Below are 20,555 nucleotides of genomic sequence, written 5' to 3' on the forward strand. Positions count from 1 at the left end.
CTCCAAGTGTATAAGCTTTAATTGCAAGGAACTCACTCCTGACATGAAATACCAAACTTTATCAGGCTTACTCGCGTTATCTCTTCTGGCTGGCTGTTCCAGTAATAAAGAGATTGTTCCGGACGTCCCGCCGGCACAGTTGTACACCGAAGCCCAAACCTCGCTGCAAGGCGGTAACTGGATGACGGCGATTGAAAAGCTTGAAGCTTTGGATTCTCGCTACCCGTTTGGTGCTTACTCCGAGCAAGTTCAATTGGATCTGATTTACGCTTACTACAAAAACGATGATCTCGCGTTAGGTCTCGCGACCATTGAACGGTTTATGCGACTCAACCCCACCCACGAGAAAATGGACTGGGTGCTGTACATGCGCGGTTTATCGCACATGGCGCAAGACCGTAACTTTATGCACGACCTGTTCAACGTCGATCGCAGTGACCGCGATCCAGAGCCAGTGAAAGCAGCCTTTGCCGATTTCAAACGCCTGCTGCAACGTTACCCCAATAGTTCGTACGCCGAAGACGCGCAGCGCCGCATGTTTGCGCTGAAAAATCGCCTCGCCGACTACGACTTAGCCACCGCAGATTTCTACCTGCGCCGTGAAGCCTGGATTGCGGCCATCAACCGCACTCAGGAATTGCAAAAAACCTATCCTGATACTGAAGCAGCACGTAAATCGCTCAAAATTCAGTTGCAGGCATACAAGGAGCTGGGGCTAAAAGATTCCATCGCCCGCACTCAGCAACTGATGGAACTCAACCCAGAGTAATCCTCGACATCATGAGAAAAAGCCACTGCTTGCAGTGGCTTTTTTTGTGGCCGAACGTTGCCGTTTTTGCCGTTCGTTCATACACTTAAAGCCGACCTAAAATGCAAAAGGAGCGGCATTTTGCGTTTATTGAACATGGCACTGTTCGCCTTGGCGTGTTGCCTTGGTTGGCCAGCCCACAGTTTGGAACTCTCCCCATTAAGCGCCAAACCCTACACCGGAGATTGGCCCGTCCTGAAAGACAAAGGCACTCTGCGTGTCGTGGTTTCGGCCGACTTAGGGTTTTATTACGTGGAAGGCGGTCGCCCCAAAGGGATTGGCGCCGAACTGCTGTACCATTTTGAACAATACTTGAAAAAGCAATCGCCGTATGTGCACGTACAGATCATTCCCGTGCTGCGTGATGAACTCATCCCCAGTGTTGAACGCGGCTTTGCTGATCTCGCGGTCGCCAATTTAACCATCACGCCCCATCGGCTCCAGCAAGTCGATTTCAGCGCTCCCCTGACCAAAGATCTGCAAGAATTTGTCATCACCAGTAAAGCCGCGGCGCCGATCAGCACCCTTGAACAATTAAGCGGACGCCAAATTTGGCTGCGTGAAAGTTCCAGTTATTGGGACAGCATTCAAGCCGTCAACGCCACATTGCGCGCGATGAAGCGTCCGCTCGTTGAGGTACATTTTATTGATGAAGCACTGCAAGACTATGAGCTGCTGGAAATGGTCAATGCCGGCCATGTTGCCGCCACGGTGCTCGACAGCCACAAAGCCGAGCTATGGCAGCATGTGATGGAAAATATTCAGGTACACAGCGAACTTCCGCTGCGGGAAAATGGCCAAATCGCTTGGGCGCTGCGAAAAGAGAGCCCGAAGCTGAAAACGCTCATCAACCAATATCTGAAAACCGTCAAATCGGGCACCTTGCTGGGCAACGTCATTTATAGCAAATACATTGATGACACACGCTGGCTGACCAAAGCACTCAACCCACAAAAACTCGCCAAGCTCGCGCAACTGAGGCAAATCTTTACTCATTATTCGAACCAGTACGCATTCGAAGATTTGATGATGGCGGCACAAGCGTTTCAGGAATCTGGCCTCGACCAACGCAAAATCTCGCCTAAAGGGGCCATCGGTATCATGCAAGTGCTGCCGACCACCGCTCAAGATCCAAACGTCAACATTCCGCACATCGATCAAGTCGACAACAACATTCATGCTGGCATCAAGTACATGCGCTTTATCAAGGACCGTTATTTCACCGATCCACACATCAGCCCCGATGATCAGGTGTACTTTGCCCTCGCCGCCTACAATGCTGGCCCGGCGAGCATCAACCGAATGCGGCGCTTGGCCCAAAAACACGGCTTTAATCCCAACGTCTGGTTTAAACATGTTGAAGTGATCACGCGGCGCAACATTGGCAAAGAGCCGATTCGCTACGTCTCAAACATCAGCCGTTACTACGTGGTGTACAAACAACTGGATGCCTTGCAGCGTGCCAAGGTCGAAAATCAAAGCGCAAATTTGGATGAGGCAACCGACAACGAACCGATGGCGCCCTAATTGACGATCAAGTTCACAAAAAAAGTTGCTCAGGAAACATACAGGAGGATTTAATGGGCCGAGGATATGCCCTAAAAATGGGAAGATTTTCAGTCAATTACTCTTCCAATTTAGCCAACTTCATCAGAATCTCAAGCTTTTTCGCTCGTCTGTTTCACGACTCTTTGCGGAAGATCACGTTTGGTTTCAAAGCCAAAAACACACACGCGTAAATTGATCTGAATCACATTCTTTTAGTTTGGGATGAGTAATCTGAAGTTAACCCACAAGGGATGCAACAGAGGAAAAAGCACTATGCAAATGAACATCACTGGTAAAAACATCGAAATCACCTCTGCAATCCGCAATCACATTGAGAGCAAATTCAAAAAGCTGGAAAAATGGCAGGTGGACATCATCGGATGTCAGGCAAGTTTCAGTGAGGAACCAAACAAACAGAAAAAATTCGAAGCAACCGTCAGCATTCCAAAAGGACAATTAGTTGCCTCCGCTATCCACGAAGATCTGTATGCCGCTGTGAATGAGGTAGAACAAAAACTAGAGCGTCAACTGAATAAACTTCGTCACAAACCAGAGGCCCGTCGTACGGACAAACCTGAGCTGGAAGAAGAAGTGGAAGAGTAAAAGATACGGTTTCCAGAATAGCGCCTTCGGGCGCTATTTTTTTGCTTGACGCTCCCACCCCGCTTGCTTATTGTGTTGACTTATCAATCAACATTTTCCTCGGAAAAACATGACACTTCATTCCCTGTTCTTTTTTGACTTCTTTTTTCTCCAATAACCTTGGAGGCGTGCTCGTTTACGGAAGATAAGTCAAAAACGAACAGAAAGCCTCCCAACGGGAGGCTTTTTTATAAGGATAATTTACATGACAGACAGACAATACTCGCTCGAAGAGATTCGATTGCGCTTAAATGAACTTGATGACCAACTGCTGAGCCTGCTTTCAGAACGCCGTAAACTCAGCATTGAAGTGGCCAAAAGCAAAGTCGAAACCTCCAAACCCGTGCGTGACGCTGCACGTGAGCAGCAACTGCTTGTCAAATTGATCCACGCGGGCAAAGACAAATACCAACTTGATGCCCAGTACATCACCAAGCTCTTTCACACCATCATTGAAGATTCGGTTCTCCTGCAGCAGGCTTACTTACAAAATCTGGCGAACCCACAAAGTCGCAAACCGTTGGCGCGTGTGGCGTTTCTTGGCTCGAAAGGCTCCTACTCTCATCTGGCCACCCGTGAGTATTTCAGCCGTAAAAATACCGAACTCATTGAACTCAACTGCGATCAATTCAAAGAAGTCACCCGCACGGTGGAATCTGGCCATGCCGATTATGGCGTGCTGCCAATCGAAAACACCAGCTCCGGCTCCATCAATGAGGTGTACGACCTACTGCAACACACCACGCTGTATATCGTGGGTGAAATCACACAGCCGATTGAACACTGCTTGGTTGCGACAAAAGACATTCGTCTAGAAGATCTCAAAGTGCTGTATTCGCACCCGCAGCCACATCAGCAGTGCAGTGAATTTTTGGGCCGTCTCAAAGGGGTGAAACTGGAAACGTGCGCCAGCACCGCAGATGCCATGAAGAAAGTGCAAGAGCTCAACCGCACCGACGTCGCTGCGATTGGCAACGCATCCAGCGGCAAACTCTATGGCCTGCAAGCGATTCAAGGCAACATTGCCAACCAAACCGAAAACCACACCCGCTTTATCGTGGTGGCGCGCAAACCGGTTGAAGTCTCGGCGCAAATCCCAGCCAAAACCACGCTGATCATGTCCACGTCGCAAGAAGCGGGCTCCTTGGTCTCCACGCTCCTTGTGCTGCAACGCCTTGGCATCAACATGACCAAGCTGGAATCCCGCCCAATCATGGGCAATCCGTGGGAAGAGATGTTTTACGTCGATCTCTCCGCTCATCTGGATTCAGAAAACATGCAGCAAGCACTGATCGAATTGACGCGCCTCACGCGCCACCTCAAAGTACTGGGCTGCTACCCCAGCGAGAACGTCAAGCCAACCCAAGTCAAACTTGCTGAACGATAACTGAATCATACATTTGGCTGCAAACGCTGGCAGTTGCATATTGAAACCCTATAATAGCCACAACAAATTTCCACGTGTGGTGATACATGCACTGCCGGCGAGTTTTTGATTCGTCGCGCACTGGGCGAAGACAGCAATAGGATATCGAACCGGCGGAGCCGGGCGAACTCAAAACGGATGACGAAATCGATTTTCACGGCCTTGCTCGGGGGATGCGCCCTCTCAGCATCTGTCCAAAGTAGCGAACTCAACTTATATTTATGGGAAGACACGCTCTCTCCGCGAGTCGTCGATGCTTGGCATCAGCGCCATCCCGACACACCGCTCAACCTCTATCATTTCGATAACGATGACGAGCGCAGCTTGCTGATGCTCAAAAGCGTGCAGTTGCCTTTTGACGTGGTGGTGCTCGATAACGTCTCCGCCCACATTTTCTCTCGCCAAGATCTGTTTGAAGATTTGTCACACTTGCCCAACCGCGACAACAATGCGGCCAAATGGAATCAAGCGTGTGGCAGCCATGCCGTGCCCTATTTTTGGGGATACGTGGGCATTGCCTACCGTAAAAGCAAGCTGGCCGAGCCCCCCACCGATTGGTCGCAACTGGTGCACATTGCGCCGAACATGCGCGGCCACGTCGGGCTCATTTCCGATAGCGTCGAAACACTGCTGCCCACGCTATACAGCTTGGGGGTGTCACCGATTACCGATTCCATCGATGTACTCAAACAGGCGTATCTGGCACTGGAGCAATCCAATCCCAATATCTTGACCTACGAATATGCTCTGAGTTACGTTCGTAGCCATGCCGAAAACGACAATCTTTACATGGCATTAGCCTACAGTGGCGATCAATATTCGCTCAATCGTTTCTTTGCGAACGATGACTGGAGCTTTAGCCTGCCGCAAGGCCAACCTTATTTATGGGTAGATTGCATGGCGATCAACAGCCATTCCCTCTACAAGCCAGAGGCCAAAGCGTTTCTCGAATTCCTGATGCAACCAGAGATCGCTGCCATGAATGCCGCAGATATTCGAGGCGCAACGCCGAACCTGCGGGCCATGCATCTCTTGCCGCCCGAGTATCGCAACGATGCGACGCTGTTTCCCGCACCGGATCTCGTCGAACAAGGGATCATCGATAGCGAACTCTCGCCGGGCAATCTCAACGTCAGAGCCAAAATAATTAACAGTGTGATCAACCAACATGAAGCTCAACCATAGAATCCTTCTGCTGATTGCGCCGGTGATTCTGCTCAGTGCTGCAGCCTCCAGCTATATCATTTACACCAGCCAGAAAGATGCGTTGCTGAAACGGACCGACAGCTATTTGCAATTGAGCATGGAAAAGCTGGCCAGCCATTTCAGGCAAACGCGCGCCTTGGTCAACAGTTACTCCTTCACGCTCGCCAAAAGCGACATCATTCGCCACTACTTCTACTACGAACACAATCCCTACCGCGAATTAGAACTCGTGGACAATTTGCATCAAACCATCAGTATTCTTCAACCCAGCGATAGTCAGCATGTTGCGCTGTCGATCCTCGACGGTGACAAAAACATTCTCTACTACGCCGAGAACAGCTACGACCCGTTTGCTCAAATGGATCCGTTGGTCAAACAGTTCGTCGATCAGCGGTTCAATCAAACCGCGCGTACTTCCGATGTCAGCTACACCGAAAACTCAGCCGGTGAAGGCATATTGGTGCGTTACGACGTGCTGGATACCAAAACATTGCAAACGCCGCTGAGCTACAACCGCGACGAAGTCTTTTTTATCGTGGTGTATGTGGTGCTGGATAAATTTAACGCGCTGCGCCAACACATTGAATTTGATAACCAAAGCCCCATTTTCTTTCAAGACCATCCACCGCAAAACACGCAGCGTCTGACGCAGAGCGTCGAGCTGCAACCGGGCATGTACGCCATTTTGGACCCCGCGCCATTGCTGTTTCGTGACCGCTTGGCACGCATTCAAAAGGAGCTAATGCTGGCGTTTGGTTTCTCGGCACTGGTCACCGTGTTGCTGCTGCTGATCCTGCTCTACAAACATGTCATCAATCCGATTCTTCGCCTCGATAAGCAGCTACAAGAAGTTGAGAACAAACAGCGTAAGAACATTGAAATTCTGAACAGCCAAGATGAAATCGGCCGTCTCTCTTCACGCTTCTACGCCATGTATACCGAGCTCGACAGCACCTATCAACGCACCAAAACCTTGGCGGAATACGATCACCTGACCAAGCTGGCCAACCGCCGCCAATTTCAGGTGCAAGCGGAAAAAACTTTGCTGGAGACGCCGCGAAACAGCCATATCTGGGTGCTGTATATCGATTTGGATAACTTCAAATACGTCAACGACAAATACGGCCACCAGCTCGGCGACTCGCTGCTGGTCAGCTTTGCCGATCACGTACGCCGCTTGTGTGAGGAGTTCAACCAACAGCACTACACCTATAGTTTGGCCGCGCGTTTGTCCGGCGACGAATTTGCGATTGTGCTCTGCGCGCCAAGCCGCAAGGTCGATTGCGCGACTCAGTTTGCCCAGCGTCTGCTTGACCCGATGCAAAAACAGGACAACTCGCCACTGGGCCACTTTCCAATCACCGCCAGTATCGGCATCGCCACTTATCCAGAAGATGGCCAGCAGATTGAAAAACTGTTGCTTAACGCCGACACCGCGATGTATCAAGCCAAAAACGCGGGCAAAAACCAAGTGGCTTACTACTCTCAGCAGCTCGATGAGATCGTTCAGCGCCGCAACACGATTGAACGCGCGTTGCGCTTGGGGCATTTTGATCAAGAATTCAGTTTGGTCTATCAACCGTATTTCACCTGCTCAGGCCATCAAGTCGCTGGGTTTGAAGTGCTGCTGCGTTGGGAGTCCGAACAGTTGGGCGACGTCTCGCCGGATGAATTCATTCCAATTGCTGAACAAACCGGGTTGTTTGGCCAGATTGACCGCTGGGTGATTCAGTCCGCGTTTGCTGAACTCAATACGCTGCGCGAACAATTTACCCAGCCGATTCAAATCTCCATCAACCTCTCGTCGGCGGAGCTAGATTCCCAACACCTGGCGCAGTTTATCCACCAGCATGCGCAGCAACACCAAGTGGTGCCGCGCTGGGTCGACTTTGAAATTACTGAAACCTTTGCCGCCGACTCCAAGAGTTTCCCGCTGCTGCATGAGCTGTCCCGCTTGGGCTATGGCTTGACCATTGACGACTTCGGTTCGGGCTACACCTCCATTGCCCAACTGGTGCAGTACCCAGTGCAGAAAATTAAGTTCGACCGCGCATTTTTGGATACACTGATCGCCACCAACAAACAGAAAGTCATCAAACCCCTGATTGACTTGTGCCACTCCCAGCACATGAAAGTGACCGCGGAGGGCATCGAAAGTGAAACAATGCACCAGTGGCTGGCGAATTATCGCTGCGATTACATGCAGGGATACTTCTTTGGGAAACCCATGTCACTGAGCGAAGTTTGTGCCTGGCAACAACCGAATGAGATGACCCCGTCCTATGAAAAAAGTGATCATTGCTTCTCTTAACCCTGCGAAAATTCGTGCGGTGGAGAGTGCTTTTTCAACCGTATTTCCTGAACACACATTTGCCTTTGAAGGCATCAGCGTCCCGAGCGAAGTGGCCGATCAGCCGATGAGCGACCACGAGACCAAACTGGGCGCGCTCAATCGCGTGCGCAATGCCAAGCAACATCGTCCTGGCGCAGATTTCTACGTGGGGCTTGAAGCGGGCATTGATGCGGGAGTGACATTTGCGTGGATGATCATCGAATCGGACACACAGCGCGGTGAATCGCGCTCTGCCAGCTTGATGCTGCCACCTGAAGTGCTGCATCAACTGGCCGATGCCCATGAATTGGGCGATGTGATGGATGCGGTGTTTGGCACAGAGAACATCAAACAGAAAGGCGGCGCCATTGGCTTACTGACTCAGCATCACCTGACTCGCAGCTCGGTGTACCATCAGGCGCTGATTTTAGCGTTGATCCCGTTTACAAACCCCGACCACTTTCCCGCCAACCTGTAAGTGCAGGGATAAAAAAACCAGCCCCAAGGCTGGTTTTTTTATTTCAGAATTAATTGACTCAAGATGGCCCGATCGGCGTCAGAACGAGATTTCAGTTCGTTGGAGCCACGAGTAATTGTCGCAACACCGACCCGTAACATTTGACTCACCTGTCGTTGTGACATCTCACCTTTCAACAGTTCACAGAGAATATTGACCCTCGCCACCAACGCTTCGCGCTCATCTGGGGTCATTAACATCGTTAGCAGCATCGCGTGCTGCTCTTGGTCTGCGGCCTGTTTGACTAACGTCATCAACTGCGACCAGTCACTGTACTCAGGTTGTTGGGACATGATTGTACTCGTTGAGTGATACACGCCTCTATTGTAGAGAACACTCAAACAGAATCAATATTTTGTCTCCACCTCATGCTGATTTAAAAATGCACCGTCCACGCCCATCAAGTCACGGTAGTAGGTTTCAAACATCAAAATGTTCTGCACGTAGCCGCGTGTTTCTCGAAATGGAATCGCTTCGATGAAAGCGTATGCATCCAACTGGCCATCGGTTTCTTTGCGCCAACGGTCGACCCGTTGCGGGCCGGCATTGTACGCCGCAAAAGCAAAGATTCGATTGTTGTCATATCGTTCCAGCAAACCATTGAGATAATGGCTGCCGATTTCGATGTTCTTGCCGACTTGGTACAACTCATCCGCATCATCATACGTGAGCTGGTATTTCTTCGCCGTATAGCGCGCGGTCGCAGGCATGATCTGCATAATGCCACGAGCGCCCACAGGCGAGCGGGCTTCCGAATCCATTGCACTCTCCTGACGCGCAAGCGACATCAGCATGATCGGATCAATGCCGTGTTTTTCACCGTAGAAGTTAAACCACCATTGATGCGCCATCGGAAAGCGCAGCGTCATGTTGTCCCACATGCGTGCCGAAATCGAAGCCGTGACCGTCAGGTGATGCCAACGTTTACTTGCCGCATAGGCGGCCAACATCTCTTTTTCTTCCAGCGTGACGCGGCTGAGCAACCAGCTCCATTCACTTTTCGCCGCGGCAATTTTATCGCGATCAATCAGCTCTTGAATTCTCACCAGCGCCGTTTGATACGGTTTGACCTTGTTCGAATCGAGATCAAGCGTCGACACCGGATAATTCACCGATTGTTGCACCGCTTTGGCGGCCGCAACGCTGTAAAAATTGCGCTCCCCTAAAATCGCTTGCAGCCGTTTTATTCCCGCATCTTTGTGCCCAAGCGCCATGTCACTGCGACCGAGCCAATATTGCCAACGCGTGGTCGCTTGCTCTGCTGGAGGGAGTTGCTGAATCCAATCGGTCACGCCCTGCCAATCCACATGGCGTAGCGCCAAACGAATGCGGGTTTCAATCAGATTGATGTTACTGCTGCCCGCAATCACACTATCGCGCCATTGACGCAGTTCCAGTGATTCGGCATCCATCATTCGCAGCGCAATGTATTGGCCAATGCGTGCCTGTTGAGCGGCGCTCCAATGCTGCGCTTTGACCACCTCGGCCAATGCACGTTGCGCCTTCAGTTCATCGATGCGCGCCAGTTTTTCCAACGCCAACTCAGCTTGGCGTCGTGCCAGCGCCGCTTTGGCATACCGCTGTGCAAACGCCACCACCGTTTCCGGTTTGTCGTATAAGTCGATCATCTCTTGCGCGATGCTGGCGTTGGCTGGGCGATCGATTTTCTTGAGTAGGTACTTCATCAGCGCGCGGTTACGGCCTTCAAAGGCCAGCACCATGCGATCCAAGACCAAGGTATCCGTGAGGCCACCTTGCTTGTCCCACGCCTCAAACAGCGGGTCACAGGCATCCGCAACGCTGCCGCCGCTGAGCCACAGCGATTTCGCACCTGCATAAGCTTCTGCCCGTTTGCCCGTTTGCAACTTGGCGTTGTAATAGTGGCAGCGATACGTTTCCCCATTAGGTTCGTTGGGCGAAAACTGTAGCAGCGCGCCCCACTTCTCCTGACTGGCGAGTGCATCCAGATACGGCGCACTGATGCGATTGGCAAAGGGAAAATCATGGTGCGTATCGATAAACGCCCGCACCGCAATCGGGGGCTTGGAACCCAAATCAATGAGAAAACTGCGGTAGTCGAGGTAGGGCGTCAGTGGATAATCGGCCAACTGACGGCGGTGTTTCTTAAATTCATCTACATTTTTGTCATCAAGCCACTGCTGGGCTTGATCATACAGATCCCGCTGAGCGTCCAGATCGAGAGAGCTTGAAAACGCTGTGCCGCTAATCAATGAACTGAACATCAACATTGACGATACAAGACGATGCGGCTTAAAAACACACCAAAGCGTCATGGCTCTTATTCCTTTAAAGCTGATTTAACCGACATTTATTACGCTAATTCTAGCGCGAAATGTAAAGCAGCCAGATGTAAACTTGATGTAAATAATGCGACAGAGAATAAAAAAAGTGTCGGCGTTACAATCTCAGCAAACACTATTAGAGCGACTCATCAATTACGCGGGAAAAGCTTGGCCGCTAGTAACAAATGAGAATGCTTTAGTATAGAATGTCGGCTTTATTCTGTTGGAAAGATTAGGAACGATCGGCAATGGCTGAATACGTATATACCATGTCACGGGTGAGCAAAATTGTGCCACCTAAGCGTCAAATTCTAAAAGACATCTCTCTGAGTTTCTTCCCAGGGGCAAAAATCGGTGTTTTGGGTCTGAACGGTGCGGGTAAATCGACTCTGCTACGTATCATGGCGGGCATCGACACCGATATCGATGGCGAAGCACGTCCACAACCAGGTCTAAAAGTCGGTTACCTGCCTCAGGAACCCGTCCTGGATGAATCAAAAACCGTTCGCGAAGTGGTTGAAGAAGCCGTTTCTGACGTTGCAGGCGCTCTCAAGCGTCTGGATGAAGTTTACGCGGCCTACGCGGAAGACGGCGCAGACTTCGACGCACTGGCTAAAGAGCAAGGCGACCTCGAAGCCCTGATCCAAGCGAAAGATGGCCACAACCTTGAAAACGCGCTCGAGCGTGCCGCCAATGCGCTGCGTCTGCCGGAATGGGATCAGAAAATTGCCCATCTGTCTGGTGGTGAGCGTCGCCGTGTTGCGATCTGTCGTCTGCTGCTAGAAAAACCAGACATGCTGCTGCTCGACGAGCCAACCAACCACTTGGATGCGGAATCTGTGGCTTGGCTGGAACGCTTCCTGGTGGATTACTCAGGTACCGTCGTGGCCATCACGCACGACCGTTACTTCCTAGACAACGCAGCGGGCTGGATTCTAGAACTTGACCGTGGCGAAGGGATTCCATGGCAAGGCAACTACACCTCGTGGCTAGAGCAAAAAGATGCGCGTCTGCAACAAGAAGCATCGCAAGAAAGCGCTCGTCAAAAAACCATCGAGAAAGAGCTGGAGTGGGTTCGTAAAAACCCGAAAGGTCGTCAAGCAAAATCCAAAGCGCGTATGGCTCGCTTTGAAGAACTGCAAAGCACAGATCACCAGAAACGTAACGAGACGAACGAACTGTTCATTCCGCCAGGCGAACGTCTGGGCGACAAAGTGATCGAAGTGAAGAACCTGAGCAAGTCATTTGACGGCCGTCTGCTGATCGACGATCTGTCATTCAACATGCCAAAAGGGGCGATTGTCGGCATCATCGGTGCCAACGGTGCAGGTAAATCCACACTGTTCAAGATGCTGAGCGGCGTAGAACAACCCGATTCCGGTACCATCGAAATGGGCGACACGGTGAAACTGGCGTCTGTGGATCAGTTCCGTGATTCAATGAACGACAAGAACACCGTGTTCCAAGAAATCTCGGAAGGCGCAGACATCATCAAGATCAACAACTTTGAAATTCCAGCGCGTGCGTACTGCTCTCGCTTTAACTTCAAAGGCTCGGATCAACAAAAAGTGATCGGCGAACTGTCTGGTGGTGAGCGTAACCGTGTGCACTTGGCGAAACTGCTGAAAGCCGGCGGTAACGTGCTGTTGCTCGACGAACCAACCAACGATCTGGACGTCGAAACATTGCGTGCACTGGAAGAAGCGCTGCTGGAATTCCCGGGCTGTGCCATGGTGATCTCGCACGACCGTTGGTTCCTCGACCGTATCGCGACCCACATCATCGACTACCGCGATGAAGGTCAAGTGAACTTCTACGAAGGCAACTACACCGAATACATGGATTGGCTGAAGAAAACCCTTGGCCCTGAAGCGGCAGAACCACACCGCATCAAATACAAACGTATTGCCAAGTAATTCGCAGACTCGCAAGTCATTCGCAGACGCAATGAAAGGCCGCATCATGCGGCCTTTTTTTATGGCGACGATTCGCAGTCACTCATTCGGTGGAATCGGCTCAGGTTTGCTATGCTTGAAAGGCTTGACCTGCCAGTAAAGTGAGAACGCTATGATTGAACGCCGCCGATTTTCCCGCATCATTTATCAGGCTCCGGCCACTCTCTTTCAGGGAGAGTATCAATTGGCGACCTGTATTCAGGACTTGTCGCTACATGGGCTGCTGTTATGGGCCGTCGATGAGCCCGATTTAGACCCCACCAGATTGGTCGATGTGGCCTTTATGCTGCCCGACAGCGACATCAACATCACATTGACCGCACGCCTCATCAGTCAGGATGAACGTATTTTACGCCTCAAAATCGACCACATTGACATTGACAGCATTGGCCATCTCAAACGGTTGGTGGAGCTGAACGTCGGCAGTGACAGTTTGCTGCATCGTGAAATGGAATACCTAGCGGATTTGGGCGACAGCGAGGACGCGTGACGCACAGGCAAAAAAAAGCGCTGCCAAAGCAGCGCGAATATTCGGGGGAGATTAGCCTCGATGAATCGAGTCATTTGCTTGTTTTAATAAATTTTGGCTCTCAAGCATGAATTGCTGAGAGTAGTTGCCAAACCACTGGCTAACTTTTTCAAAATTCTGTACAAACCCGTCTTTGTCATGATCAGCAATCAGTTTGACCGCTTCACCAAAGTTGCGGTAGAAGTGCTGAATCATCTCCACGTTCTCTTCCGACGAGAGAATAATGTCGCCATACAAATTCGGATCCTGACCAAACAGACGCCCAACCATCGCCAGCTCTAAGCGGTAAATCGGCGAACTGAGCGTCAGCAATTGGGCCAGATTCGGATTCACTTTCGACAGGTGTAGACCGTAGGCGAACGACGTAAAGTGACGCAGCGCCTGAATCAGGGTCATGCCGTGGTCGTGTTCTGCCGCATCAATTTGGCACAAACTCGCCCCCCAAATCCCAATCTGTTTTAGCAACCATTGGTAATGTTCTTCACCGCGACCATCGCAGTACACCACCACCTGCTTTGCCAAACTCGGCACATCGGGGCCAAACATTGGGTGTAAACCAACTACCGGACCTTGGTGCGCTTTGAGCATCGCTTGCAGCGGCTTGGCCTTGATCGAGGTCAGGTCGCACAAAATGCAGTCTTTCGGCAAGTTGTTCAGTTTTTCAATCACACCCAAGGTGAGATGAATGGGCACCGTGACCACCACCAAACCTGCATCACTGAGCAGTTCATCGGCGCGATCCCAATCTTTGCTGCCCAAGACTTTCACTTGGTAGCCCGAGAGTCGGAACATGCGGCCAAACAGACCGCCTAACTGACCGTTCCCCCCGATGATCACCACCGAACGCAGTTCAGGGTTGAGGCATTTAAAGCCAGAATCTTTTTCACTGGCGTATGACTCACGCATGGTGCGGCGCAGAATGTCTTCAATGAGTTGCGGTGGCACGCCTTTGCGCTCCGCTTCTTCACGGCGAGAGGCCAGCATGGCGGCTTCTCGGTCGGGAACATAGATGGGCAGGCCATGTTTACTTTTGACCTCGCCAACCTTTTCCACTAACGCCAGACGACGAGCCAACAGTTCCACCATCTGCTTGTCGACAGCGTCAATCTGATCACGCAATTCATTGAGTTCTACGGCCATGGGCAATCCTTTACTTAACCTTTGAGGCGATTTTCTAAACAGGGAATCAGCTCCTGATGAGCGTGGCGTAATAATGCCTCAGTTGATTCCCAATTAATACACGCATCCGTAATCGACACACCGTAAGCCATTTGATCCAGCGGCTGCTCTGCGGATTGGTTACCTTCGTTGAGATGACTTTCGATCATTAGACCGATAATCGACTGATTACCTTCACGAATTTGGTGAATCACATCCTCAGCGACCAGCGGCTGACGACGGTAATCTTTGCGTGAGTTGGCGTGACTACAGTCGACCATCAGCGCGGCGTCTAAGCCCGCTTTTTCCAGCGCTTCTTCACATTCCGCCACAGAGACTGAATCGTAGTTGGTCTGCTTGCCACCGCGCAGAATCACGTGGCCATTGGCGTTGCCTTGGGTGGTCAGCAGTGCCACCTGCCCTTCACGGTTAATACCCATAAAGCGGTGATTCGACGATGCGGCCTGCATGGCGTTGATCGCCGTGGACAAACTGCCATCAGTCCCATTTTTAAAGCCAATCGGCATTGAGAGGCCGCTGGCCATCTCGCGGTGCGTTTGTGATTCCGTGGTGCGCGCGCCAATCGCCGCCCAGCTAAACGTATCAGCCAAGTATTGCGGGCTGATCGGATCCAGCGCTTCGGTCGCGAGGGGAATTTCCATCTCCGCCAGTTCCACCAGCAGTTGGCGGCCAACATGTAGACCGTGTTCGATATCAAATGTGCCGTCGAGATGTGGGTCGTTGATCAGGCCTTTCCAGCCCACGGTGGTGCGCGGTTTTTCAAAGTACACGCGCATCACGATGTAGAGTTGATCTTTCAGTTGTTCTGACAGTGCTTTCAGACGCTTGGCGTACGCTTTGGCCGCATCCACATCGTGAATCGAACACGGGCCACACACAATCAACAGGCGATGGTCACGTTTGTGAATAATGTCCGCAACGGTTTGACGCGATTCACGGATAAAACGACGCGCGTTGTCACTCAATGGCAGTTTTGCCTTCAGTGCATCCGGGGTAATCAGTATCTGTTCATCAACAATGTTGATATCGCTTAGTTCACTTTTCTTCATCGCATCACCTGTATAAATTTATTTACACCCAACATCGTCATGAGTGCCTAAACCGAATAAACAACAAATTAACAGCCTTTAAAAACAATGCAAGTGTAAATATTAAAAAACATTTAATGTAAACTTAAATTTACATTCATTATTTTCGCTGCTTGATACCCAAAGTTACGAATCAAGCGTGTTTTATTCGTTCTAACTCCCCTAAAATAACCACATTCACACCCTTTCTCTGTGCGTCAACGGCAGGCTTCAGAAAGCGGTGACAAACATGAGATTGACATCGAGGCATGACGTCTCGCATTCAATGAAGAAAGGTATATGGATTTAGTTCTCTCTCTGTTGCAGCAGATGTGTGTGTATCTGGTTCTGGCTTACATGCTCAGCAAGACCCCCATCTTTTTGCCGCTGCTTAATATCTCACGTCGCTTAAATCACAAGCTCAGTGTTTATGTGCTGTTTTCCCTGTTTTGCATTATGGGCACCTACTTTGGCCTGCAAATCAACGATGCGATTGCCAATACCCGAGCGATTGGCGCCGTAATGGGCGGATTGTTTGGTGGCCCCGTGATTGGCTTTGCGGTCGGTTTTACCGGCGGGATTCACCGCTACACGTTAGGGGGATTTACCGACGTGGCCTGCGCGGTCTCGACCACCGCCGAAGGCATCATTGGCGGCTTACTGCATACCTATCTGCTGCGCAAAGGCAAAGGCCGTTTGCTGTTTAGCCCAAGCGTGGTGTTTGCCGTCACGCTATTTGCCGAAATCGTGCAAATGCTGCTGATTCTGATGATTGCCGAACCGTACGATGAAGCCTACGCGCTGGTCTCCACCATCGCGGCGCCAATGATCATCGCCAACTCTGTCGGTGCGGCGCTGTTTATGAGCATTCTGCAAGATCGCAAAACCATCTTTGAAGAGTACTCGGCCACGTTTTCACGCCGGGCACTGAACATTGCTGAACGCTCGGTCGGCATTCTGGCCGCAGGCTTCAACCCGCAGAATGCCGAGAAGATCGCACGCATCGTTTACGAACAAACCAACGTGGGCGCGGTGTCGATTACCGACCGTGAGAAGATCCTCGCCTTCGTGGGCATCGGCGATGATCACCACAAACCCAATACGCCAATTTCATCGCAAAGCACGCTGGATGCCATTGCGCGCAACGCCATCATCTACCTCGACGGCAAAGAGCACCCGTATCAGTGTTCACTGTCGAAAACCTGTAAACTCGGTTCGGCGCTGATCATTCCGCTTCGCGCCGGTGATCGGGTCATCGGTACCATTAAGCTGTACGAACCGAAACGGAAGCTGTTTTCAACCATCAATATGTCGATGGCGGAAGGCATCGCCCAGATGCTGTCGAGTCAGATTCTGTATGGCGAGTATCAAGAGAAACAAATTTTGTTGTCGCGCGCGGAAATCAAACTGCTGCAAGCGCAGGTCAATCCGCATTTCCTGTTTAACGCGCTCAACACCATCAGCGCGGTGATTCGCCGCGATCCCAACAAAGCGCGCGAGCTGATCCAACACCTGTCGCAGTTCTTTCGCAGCAACCTTAAGCAGAACATCGGCACCGTAACACTCAAAGAAGAGCTGGCCCACGTCAATGCCTATCTGACGATTGAAAAAGCACGCTTTAGCGATCGGCTGGATGTCGAAATTGCCATCGACGAAGCGCTGCTGGAGCGCAACGTGCCGAGTTTTACCTTGCAGCCGTTGGTGGAAAACGCCATCAAACATGGCACCTCCAACTTGCTCGAAGGGGGCAAAGTTCGCATCTACAGCATGGCCGATGCTCGTGGGCACCGCATCGTGGTGGAAGACAATGCTGGCAGCTACCAAGCGCCACGTGAGGATCATGATGGCCTCGGCATGCAAATTGTGGCCAAGCGCCTGACCTATAAATTCGGCGCCAGCTCCGCGCTAAACATTGAAGTGGAACCCAATCAATACACGCGGATGAGTTTTGTCATTCCGCATAAAGGAACGTATTAATGCTATCTGCACTGGTCATTGATGACGAACTCTTCGCTCGGGAAGAGCTGACAGAATTGCTGGAAGAGAGTGGTGAGATCGAGGTGATTGGCGAAGCCAACAACGCCATCGAAGGGCTCAAAAAAATCAATCAGCTCAAGCCAGATGTGGTGTTTCTGGACATTCAGATGCCACAAATCACCGGTATTGAGTTGCTAGGCATGCTTGATCCAGACACCATGCCCAAAGTGGTGTTTGTCACCGCTTATGATCAATACGCGCTGCAAGCGTTTGAAGACAATGCGTTTGATTACCTGCTCAAGCCGATTGACCCGGCAAGGTTGGAAAAAACCATCCAACGCTTGGGGCGCAGCGTGAACAAGACGCAAGACTACTCCGCCCTAGCGCCAAATAATCTGGATCAGGTGCCATGCATTGGCCTGAACCGCATTGTGATTGTACCGACAGTCGATGTGGAGTTTGCGTTTAGCGACATCAGCGGCGTGCACGTACAAACCCATCAGCAACGCGCCACCAGCCAGTTGACGCTCAAAATTTTGGAAGAGAAAACGCCGTTGGTGCGCTGCCATCGCCAGTATCTGGTGAACACCAAAGCGATCAAAGAAATCAAACTGTTGGAAAACGGGTTGGCGGAGATCATCACCCGCTCCGGCCATCAAGTCCCCGTCAGTCGCCGTTACCTCAAAGAACTAAAAGAGAAATTGGGCTTCCACTAACCGTTGGCCGCAAAATCGCTGCATTGACAAAAGGCTCCCATGGGAGCCTTTCTTGATCGCGAATGTGCCGTTAGCTGTGCGCGTCAATCAAACGCTGCAGCGCTTGATACGCCTGCTTCCAACGCTCAGTCGCTTTCAGTTCACGGTAGGTGAACTGTTGCTGTTTCAGCAGCGACTGCGCTTGCGGCACCACACTGATTGGTAGCTGATCCAACACCGCGACTGCCGATTCGCGCTTGTTGCACATCAGCACCATGTCGCAACCGGCATCCAGCGACTGCTGCGCACGCTCTGCCGGGCCGCCCATGATCGCCGCACCTTCCATGCTCAAATCATCCGAGAACACGATGCCTTGAAAGCCCAGTTCCTGACGCAAAACCTGTTTCAGCCAATACGGAGAGCCGCTGGCGGGCTGGGCATCATAGTGCGGATAAATCACGTGCGCAGGCATCATGGCATCCAAAATGCCCGCTTCAATCTGCGCGCGGAAAATCGTCATGTCGTCAGCAATCGAATCACGTTCATCGTAAGGCGTTTCCAGATGGGAGTCGGCAATCACCGCACCGTGACCGGGAAAGTGTTTGCCGGTGGTCGCCATCCCCACAGATTTCATGCCGCGCATATAGGCGCTGCTATAGGTCAACACGGTTTGCACATCGTCACCAAAGGCGCGGTTGCCAATTGCACGGCAATCAAAACCCTTATCCAATACGGGCGCAAAGCTGAGATCAATGTCGTGTGCGATGAGTTCCGCCGCCATCAACCAGCCGCCGTCTTCGGCCAACTGCGTACCATTGTCGCTGCGCGCATAAAGCTGCGCGGCAGGGATCTTGCTGAACCCGTCGCGAAAGCGCTGCACGCGGCCACCTTCTTGATCCACCCCAATCAGGATCGGGCGCTTCGCCGCCTGACGAATGGCGGTGTTCAGCGCCAATAATTGTTGGTTGTCGTGGTAGTTACGAGCAAACAAAATGACACCGCCAACGGTAGGATGCGCCAGTATTTCGCGGTCTTCCGCCGTCAGTTCACAACCTTCAACGTCTAGCCATAACGGTCCCATGTTTTCCCCTTCATTCATCACGGTGGATTGTCAAAATTTGTCACAGCAAATGAGGTTATTCAGTTTGTTTTTCAATTACAATGAGTTTTAAAGACTTCGCCCTCGGAAACGAGAAATATGACAATCGGATAACAGAATGACTGAACGCGAACTGTACATCGGCATCATGTCCGGCACCAGCATGGACGGCGTCGACACGGCGCTGGTCGCCCTGACGGACCATCAGATTGAATTGCTGGCACACGATTTTCTGCCCATGCCTGCCGATCTCAAACAGCGCCTCTTGGCGATATGTCTGGGCCAGGAAACCAACGTGCAAGAGATTGGCACGCTGGATCACTTGCTTGGTCATCTGTATGCCGATGCAGTGCTCAACCTCCTGAAGCACAGCGGCCATCACGCCAGTCAGATTCGCGCGATTGGCAATCACGGCCAAACGATCTTCCACCAGCCAAACGGCGCAACTCCGTTCACCGTGCAAATTGGCGACCACAATATTCTTGCCGCCCGCACGGGCATTACCACTGTGGCGGATTTTCGTCGCAAAGACATCGCATTGGGCGGTCAAGGCGCGCCTCTGGTGCCAGCATTCCACCGCACGATTTTTGATGTGCGCGATTCCAGCGTGGTGGTGCTTAACATCGGCGGCATCGCCAACGTGTCGGTACTCAAACCCGGCGGTGACGTGGTGGGTTATGACACCGGCCCTGGCAACGTGTTGATGGATGGTTGGTGTCAGCGCCACACCGGCCAAGCGTATGATCGCAATGGCGACTGGGCACGCAGCGGCGAACTCGATGCTGCGCTACTCACCACGCTGCTAAGCGACGACTACTTTGCAAAACCGGCGCCAAAAAGCACCGGACGCGAATGGTTCAATCTGCCATGGCTGGACAACAAACTGGCCGATCATCATGTCGCGGCTAGCCATGTGCAACGCACCTTATGTGAACTGACCGCGCGCAGTATTGCCAATGACGTGCAGCGCTTTGCCGAAGGCCCCGCCCCCGAACTGTTGGTGTGTGGCGGCGGCGCGCAAAATGCGCTGTTAATGGCGCGATTACACGCTTTGCTGCCGGGTTGGCAAGTGGCGCCGACCACCGCCAAAGGTGTCGATGGCGATTACATGGAAGCCATGGCCTTTGCCTGGCTGGCGCAACGCCGCATGCATAATCTGCCGAGCAATCTGCCCCGTGTGACGGGTGCGACGCGCTTGGCTTCTCTCGGCGTAATTTACCCCGCCGATTAACTGACTTTTCTGTGTTTGATTTAACCGATATGGACAATCCC

17 protein-coding genes and 1 other annotated feature are annotated in these 20,555 nt (G+C 51.7%); of the genes, 12 read left to right on the plus strand and 5 right to left on the minus strand.

Annotated elements, in window-relative coordinates:
• Window positions 1–43 precede the first annotated feature (43 nt).
• From ACS18Q_RS11715 to yjjX, 7 genes are all read left to right on the plus strand, one after another.
• On the plus strand, window positions 44–769 hold the full coding sequence (locus ACS18Q_RS11715; RefSeq protein ID WP_004728830.1) for an outer membrane protein assembly factor BamD: 726 nt from the start codon (window positions 44–46) through the stop codon (window positions 767–769).
• A gap of 120 nt (window positions 770–889) precedes the next feature.
• Complete coding sequence (locus tag ACS18Q_RS11720) at window positions 890–2,335, plus strand: transglycosylase SLT domain-containing protein (RefSeq protein WP_441257106.1); 1,446 nt, start codon at window positions 890–892, stop codon at window positions 2,333–2,335.
• Window positions 2,336–2,629: 294 nt separating this feature from the next.
• Window positions 2,630–2,959 carry a ribosome hibernation-promoting factor, HPF/YfiA family gene (gene hpf, locus ACS18Q_RS11725; RefSeq protein WP_004728834.1) on the plus strand — a complete coding sequence of 110 codons (330 nt, stop codon included), beginning with the start codon at window positions 2,630–2,632 and terminating at the stop codon, window positions 2,957–2,959.
• A gap of 111 nt (window positions 2,960–3,070) precedes the next feature.
• Window positions 3,071–3,191: a sequence feature (Phe leader region), on the plus strand.
• Between the two features lie 12 nt (window positions 3,192–3,203).
• Entirely contained in the window at window positions 3,204–4,385 is a 1,182-nt protein-coding gene (gene pheA / locus ACS18Q_RS11730) for a prephenate dehydratase (RefSeq protein WP_004728835.1), read from the plus strand.
• Between the two features lie 177 nt (window positions 4,386–4,562).
• A complete protein-coding gene (locus ACS18Q_RS11735; RefSeq protein ID WP_441257107.1) occupies window positions 4,563–5,609 on the plus strand; it encodes a polyamine ABC transporter substrate-binding protein in 1,047 nt (348 codons plus the stop codon).
• On the plus strand, window positions 5,593–7,941 hold the full coding sequence (locus ACS18Q_RS11740; protein WP_441257108.1) for a putative bifunctional diguanylate cyclase/phosphodiesterase: 2,349 nt from the start codon (window positions 5,593–5,595) through the stop codon (window positions 7,939–7,941). The genes ACS18Q_RS11735 and ACS18Q_RS11740 overlap by 17 nt, the downstream gene beginning before the upstream one ends.
• The gene (gene yjjX, locus ACS18Q_RS11745) at window positions 7,913–8,440 is read left to right on the plus strand and encodes an inosine/xanthosine triphosphatase (protein WP_041942487.1); all 528 of its coding nucleotides are present in this window, start codon (window positions 7,913–7,915) and stop codon (window positions 8,438–8,440) included. Before ACS18Q_RS11740 ends, yjjX begins: the two co-directional genes overlap by 29 nt.
• Before the next feature lie 38 nt (window positions 8,441–8,478).
• Here yjjX and trpR read toward each other — a convergent pair whose 3' ends face one another.
• Both trpR and sltY read right to left on the minus strand, forming a co-directional pair.
• Window positions 8,479–8,772, minus strand: coding sequence for a trp operon repressor (trpR, locus tag ACS18Q_RS11750; protein WP_004728843.1), 294 nt, complete (start codon window positions 8,770–8,772; stop codon window positions 8,479–8,481).
• Between the two features lie 54 nt (window positions 8,773–8,826).
• Window positions 8,827–10,773: a murein transglycosylase gene (sltY, locus tag ACS18Q_RS11755; RefSeq protein WP_441257109.1), complete on the minus strand. Its 1,947-nt coding sequence runs from the start codon at window positions 10,771–10,773 to the stop codon at window positions 8,827–8,829.
• Between the two features lie 257 nt (window positions 10,774–11,030).
• Here sltY and ettA point away from each other — a divergent pair, with 257 nt between their 5' ends.
• Window positions 11,031–12,698 (plus strand): energy-dependent translational throttle protein EttA, encoded by a 1,668-nt coding sequence (gene ettA, locus ACS18Q_RS11760; protein ID WP_004728847.1) that lies wholly within the window; start codon window positions 11,031–11,033, stop codon window positions 12,696–12,698.
• Between the two features lie 151 nt (window positions 12,699–12,849).
• Window positions 12,850–13,227 carry a PilZ domain-containing protein gene (locus tag ACS18Q_RS11765; RefSeq protein ID WP_004728849.1) on the plus strand — a complete coding sequence of 126 codons (378 nt, stop codon included), beginning with the start codon at window positions 12,850–12,852 and terminating at the stop codon, window positions 13,225–13,227.
• 51 nt (window positions 13,228–13,278) lie between these two features.
• On the opposite strand, the gene tyrA is transcribed toward ACS18Q_RS11765, so the two are convergent.
• Window positions 13,279–14,406: a bifunctional chorismate mutase/prephenate dehydrogenase gene (gene tyrA / locus ACS18Q_RS11770; protein ID WP_014204518.1), complete on the minus strand. Its 1,128-nt coding sequence runs from the start codon at window positions 14,404–14,406 to the stop codon at window positions 13,279–13,281.
• Between the two features lie 14 nt (window positions 14,407–14,420).
• Window positions 14,421–15,494, minus strand: coding sequence for a 3-deoxy-7-phosphoheptulonate synthase (locus tag ACS18Q_RS11775; RefSeq protein ID WP_004728853.1), 1,074 nt, complete (start codon window positions 15,492–15,494; stop codon window positions 14,421–14,423).
• Window positions 15,495–15,812: 318 nt separating this feature from the next.
• On the opposite strand from ACS18Q_RS11775, the gene ACS18Q_RS11780 reads away from it, so the two are divergent.
• Window positions 15,813–17,489: a sensor histidine kinase gene (locus tag ACS18Q_RS11780; RefSeq protein ID WP_004728855.1), complete on the plus strand. Its 1,677-nt coding sequence runs from the start codon at window positions 15,813–15,815 to the stop codon at window positions 17,487–17,489.
• Complete coding sequence (gene btsR, locus ACS18Q_RS11785; RefSeq protein ID WP_004728857.1) at window positions 17,489–18,205, plus strand: two-component system response regulator BtsR; 717 nt, start codon at window positions 17,489–17,491, stop codon at window positions 18,203–18,205. The genes ACS18Q_RS11780 and btsR overlap by 1 nt, the downstream gene beginning before the upstream one ends.
• A 70-nt stretch (window positions 18,206–18,275) precedes the next feature.
• Here btsR and nagZ read toward each other — a convergent pair whose 3' ends face one another.
• A complete protein-coding gene (gene nagZ / locus ACS18Q_RS11790; protein ID WP_441257110.1) occupies window positions 18,276–19,265 on the minus strand; it encodes a beta-N-acetylhexosaminidase in 990 nt (329 codons plus the stop codon).
• A gap of 136 nt (window positions 19,266–19,401) precedes the next feature.
• Between nagZ and ACS18Q_RS11795 the strand changes: the two genes are divergently transcribed.
• A complete protein-coding gene (locus ACS18Q_RS11795; protein WP_441257111.1) occupies window positions 19,402–20,514 on the plus strand; it encodes an anhydro-N-acetylmuramic acid kinase in 1,113 nt (370 codons plus the stop codon).
• The last annotated feature ends 41 nt before the right edge of the window (window positions 20,515–20,555 follow it).

Source organism: Vibrio sp. Vf1514 (assembly GCF_052076135.1).
Taxonomy (GTDB): Bacteria; Pseudomonadota; Gammaproteobacteria; order Enterobacterales; family Vibrionaceae; genus Vibrio; species Vibrio furnissii.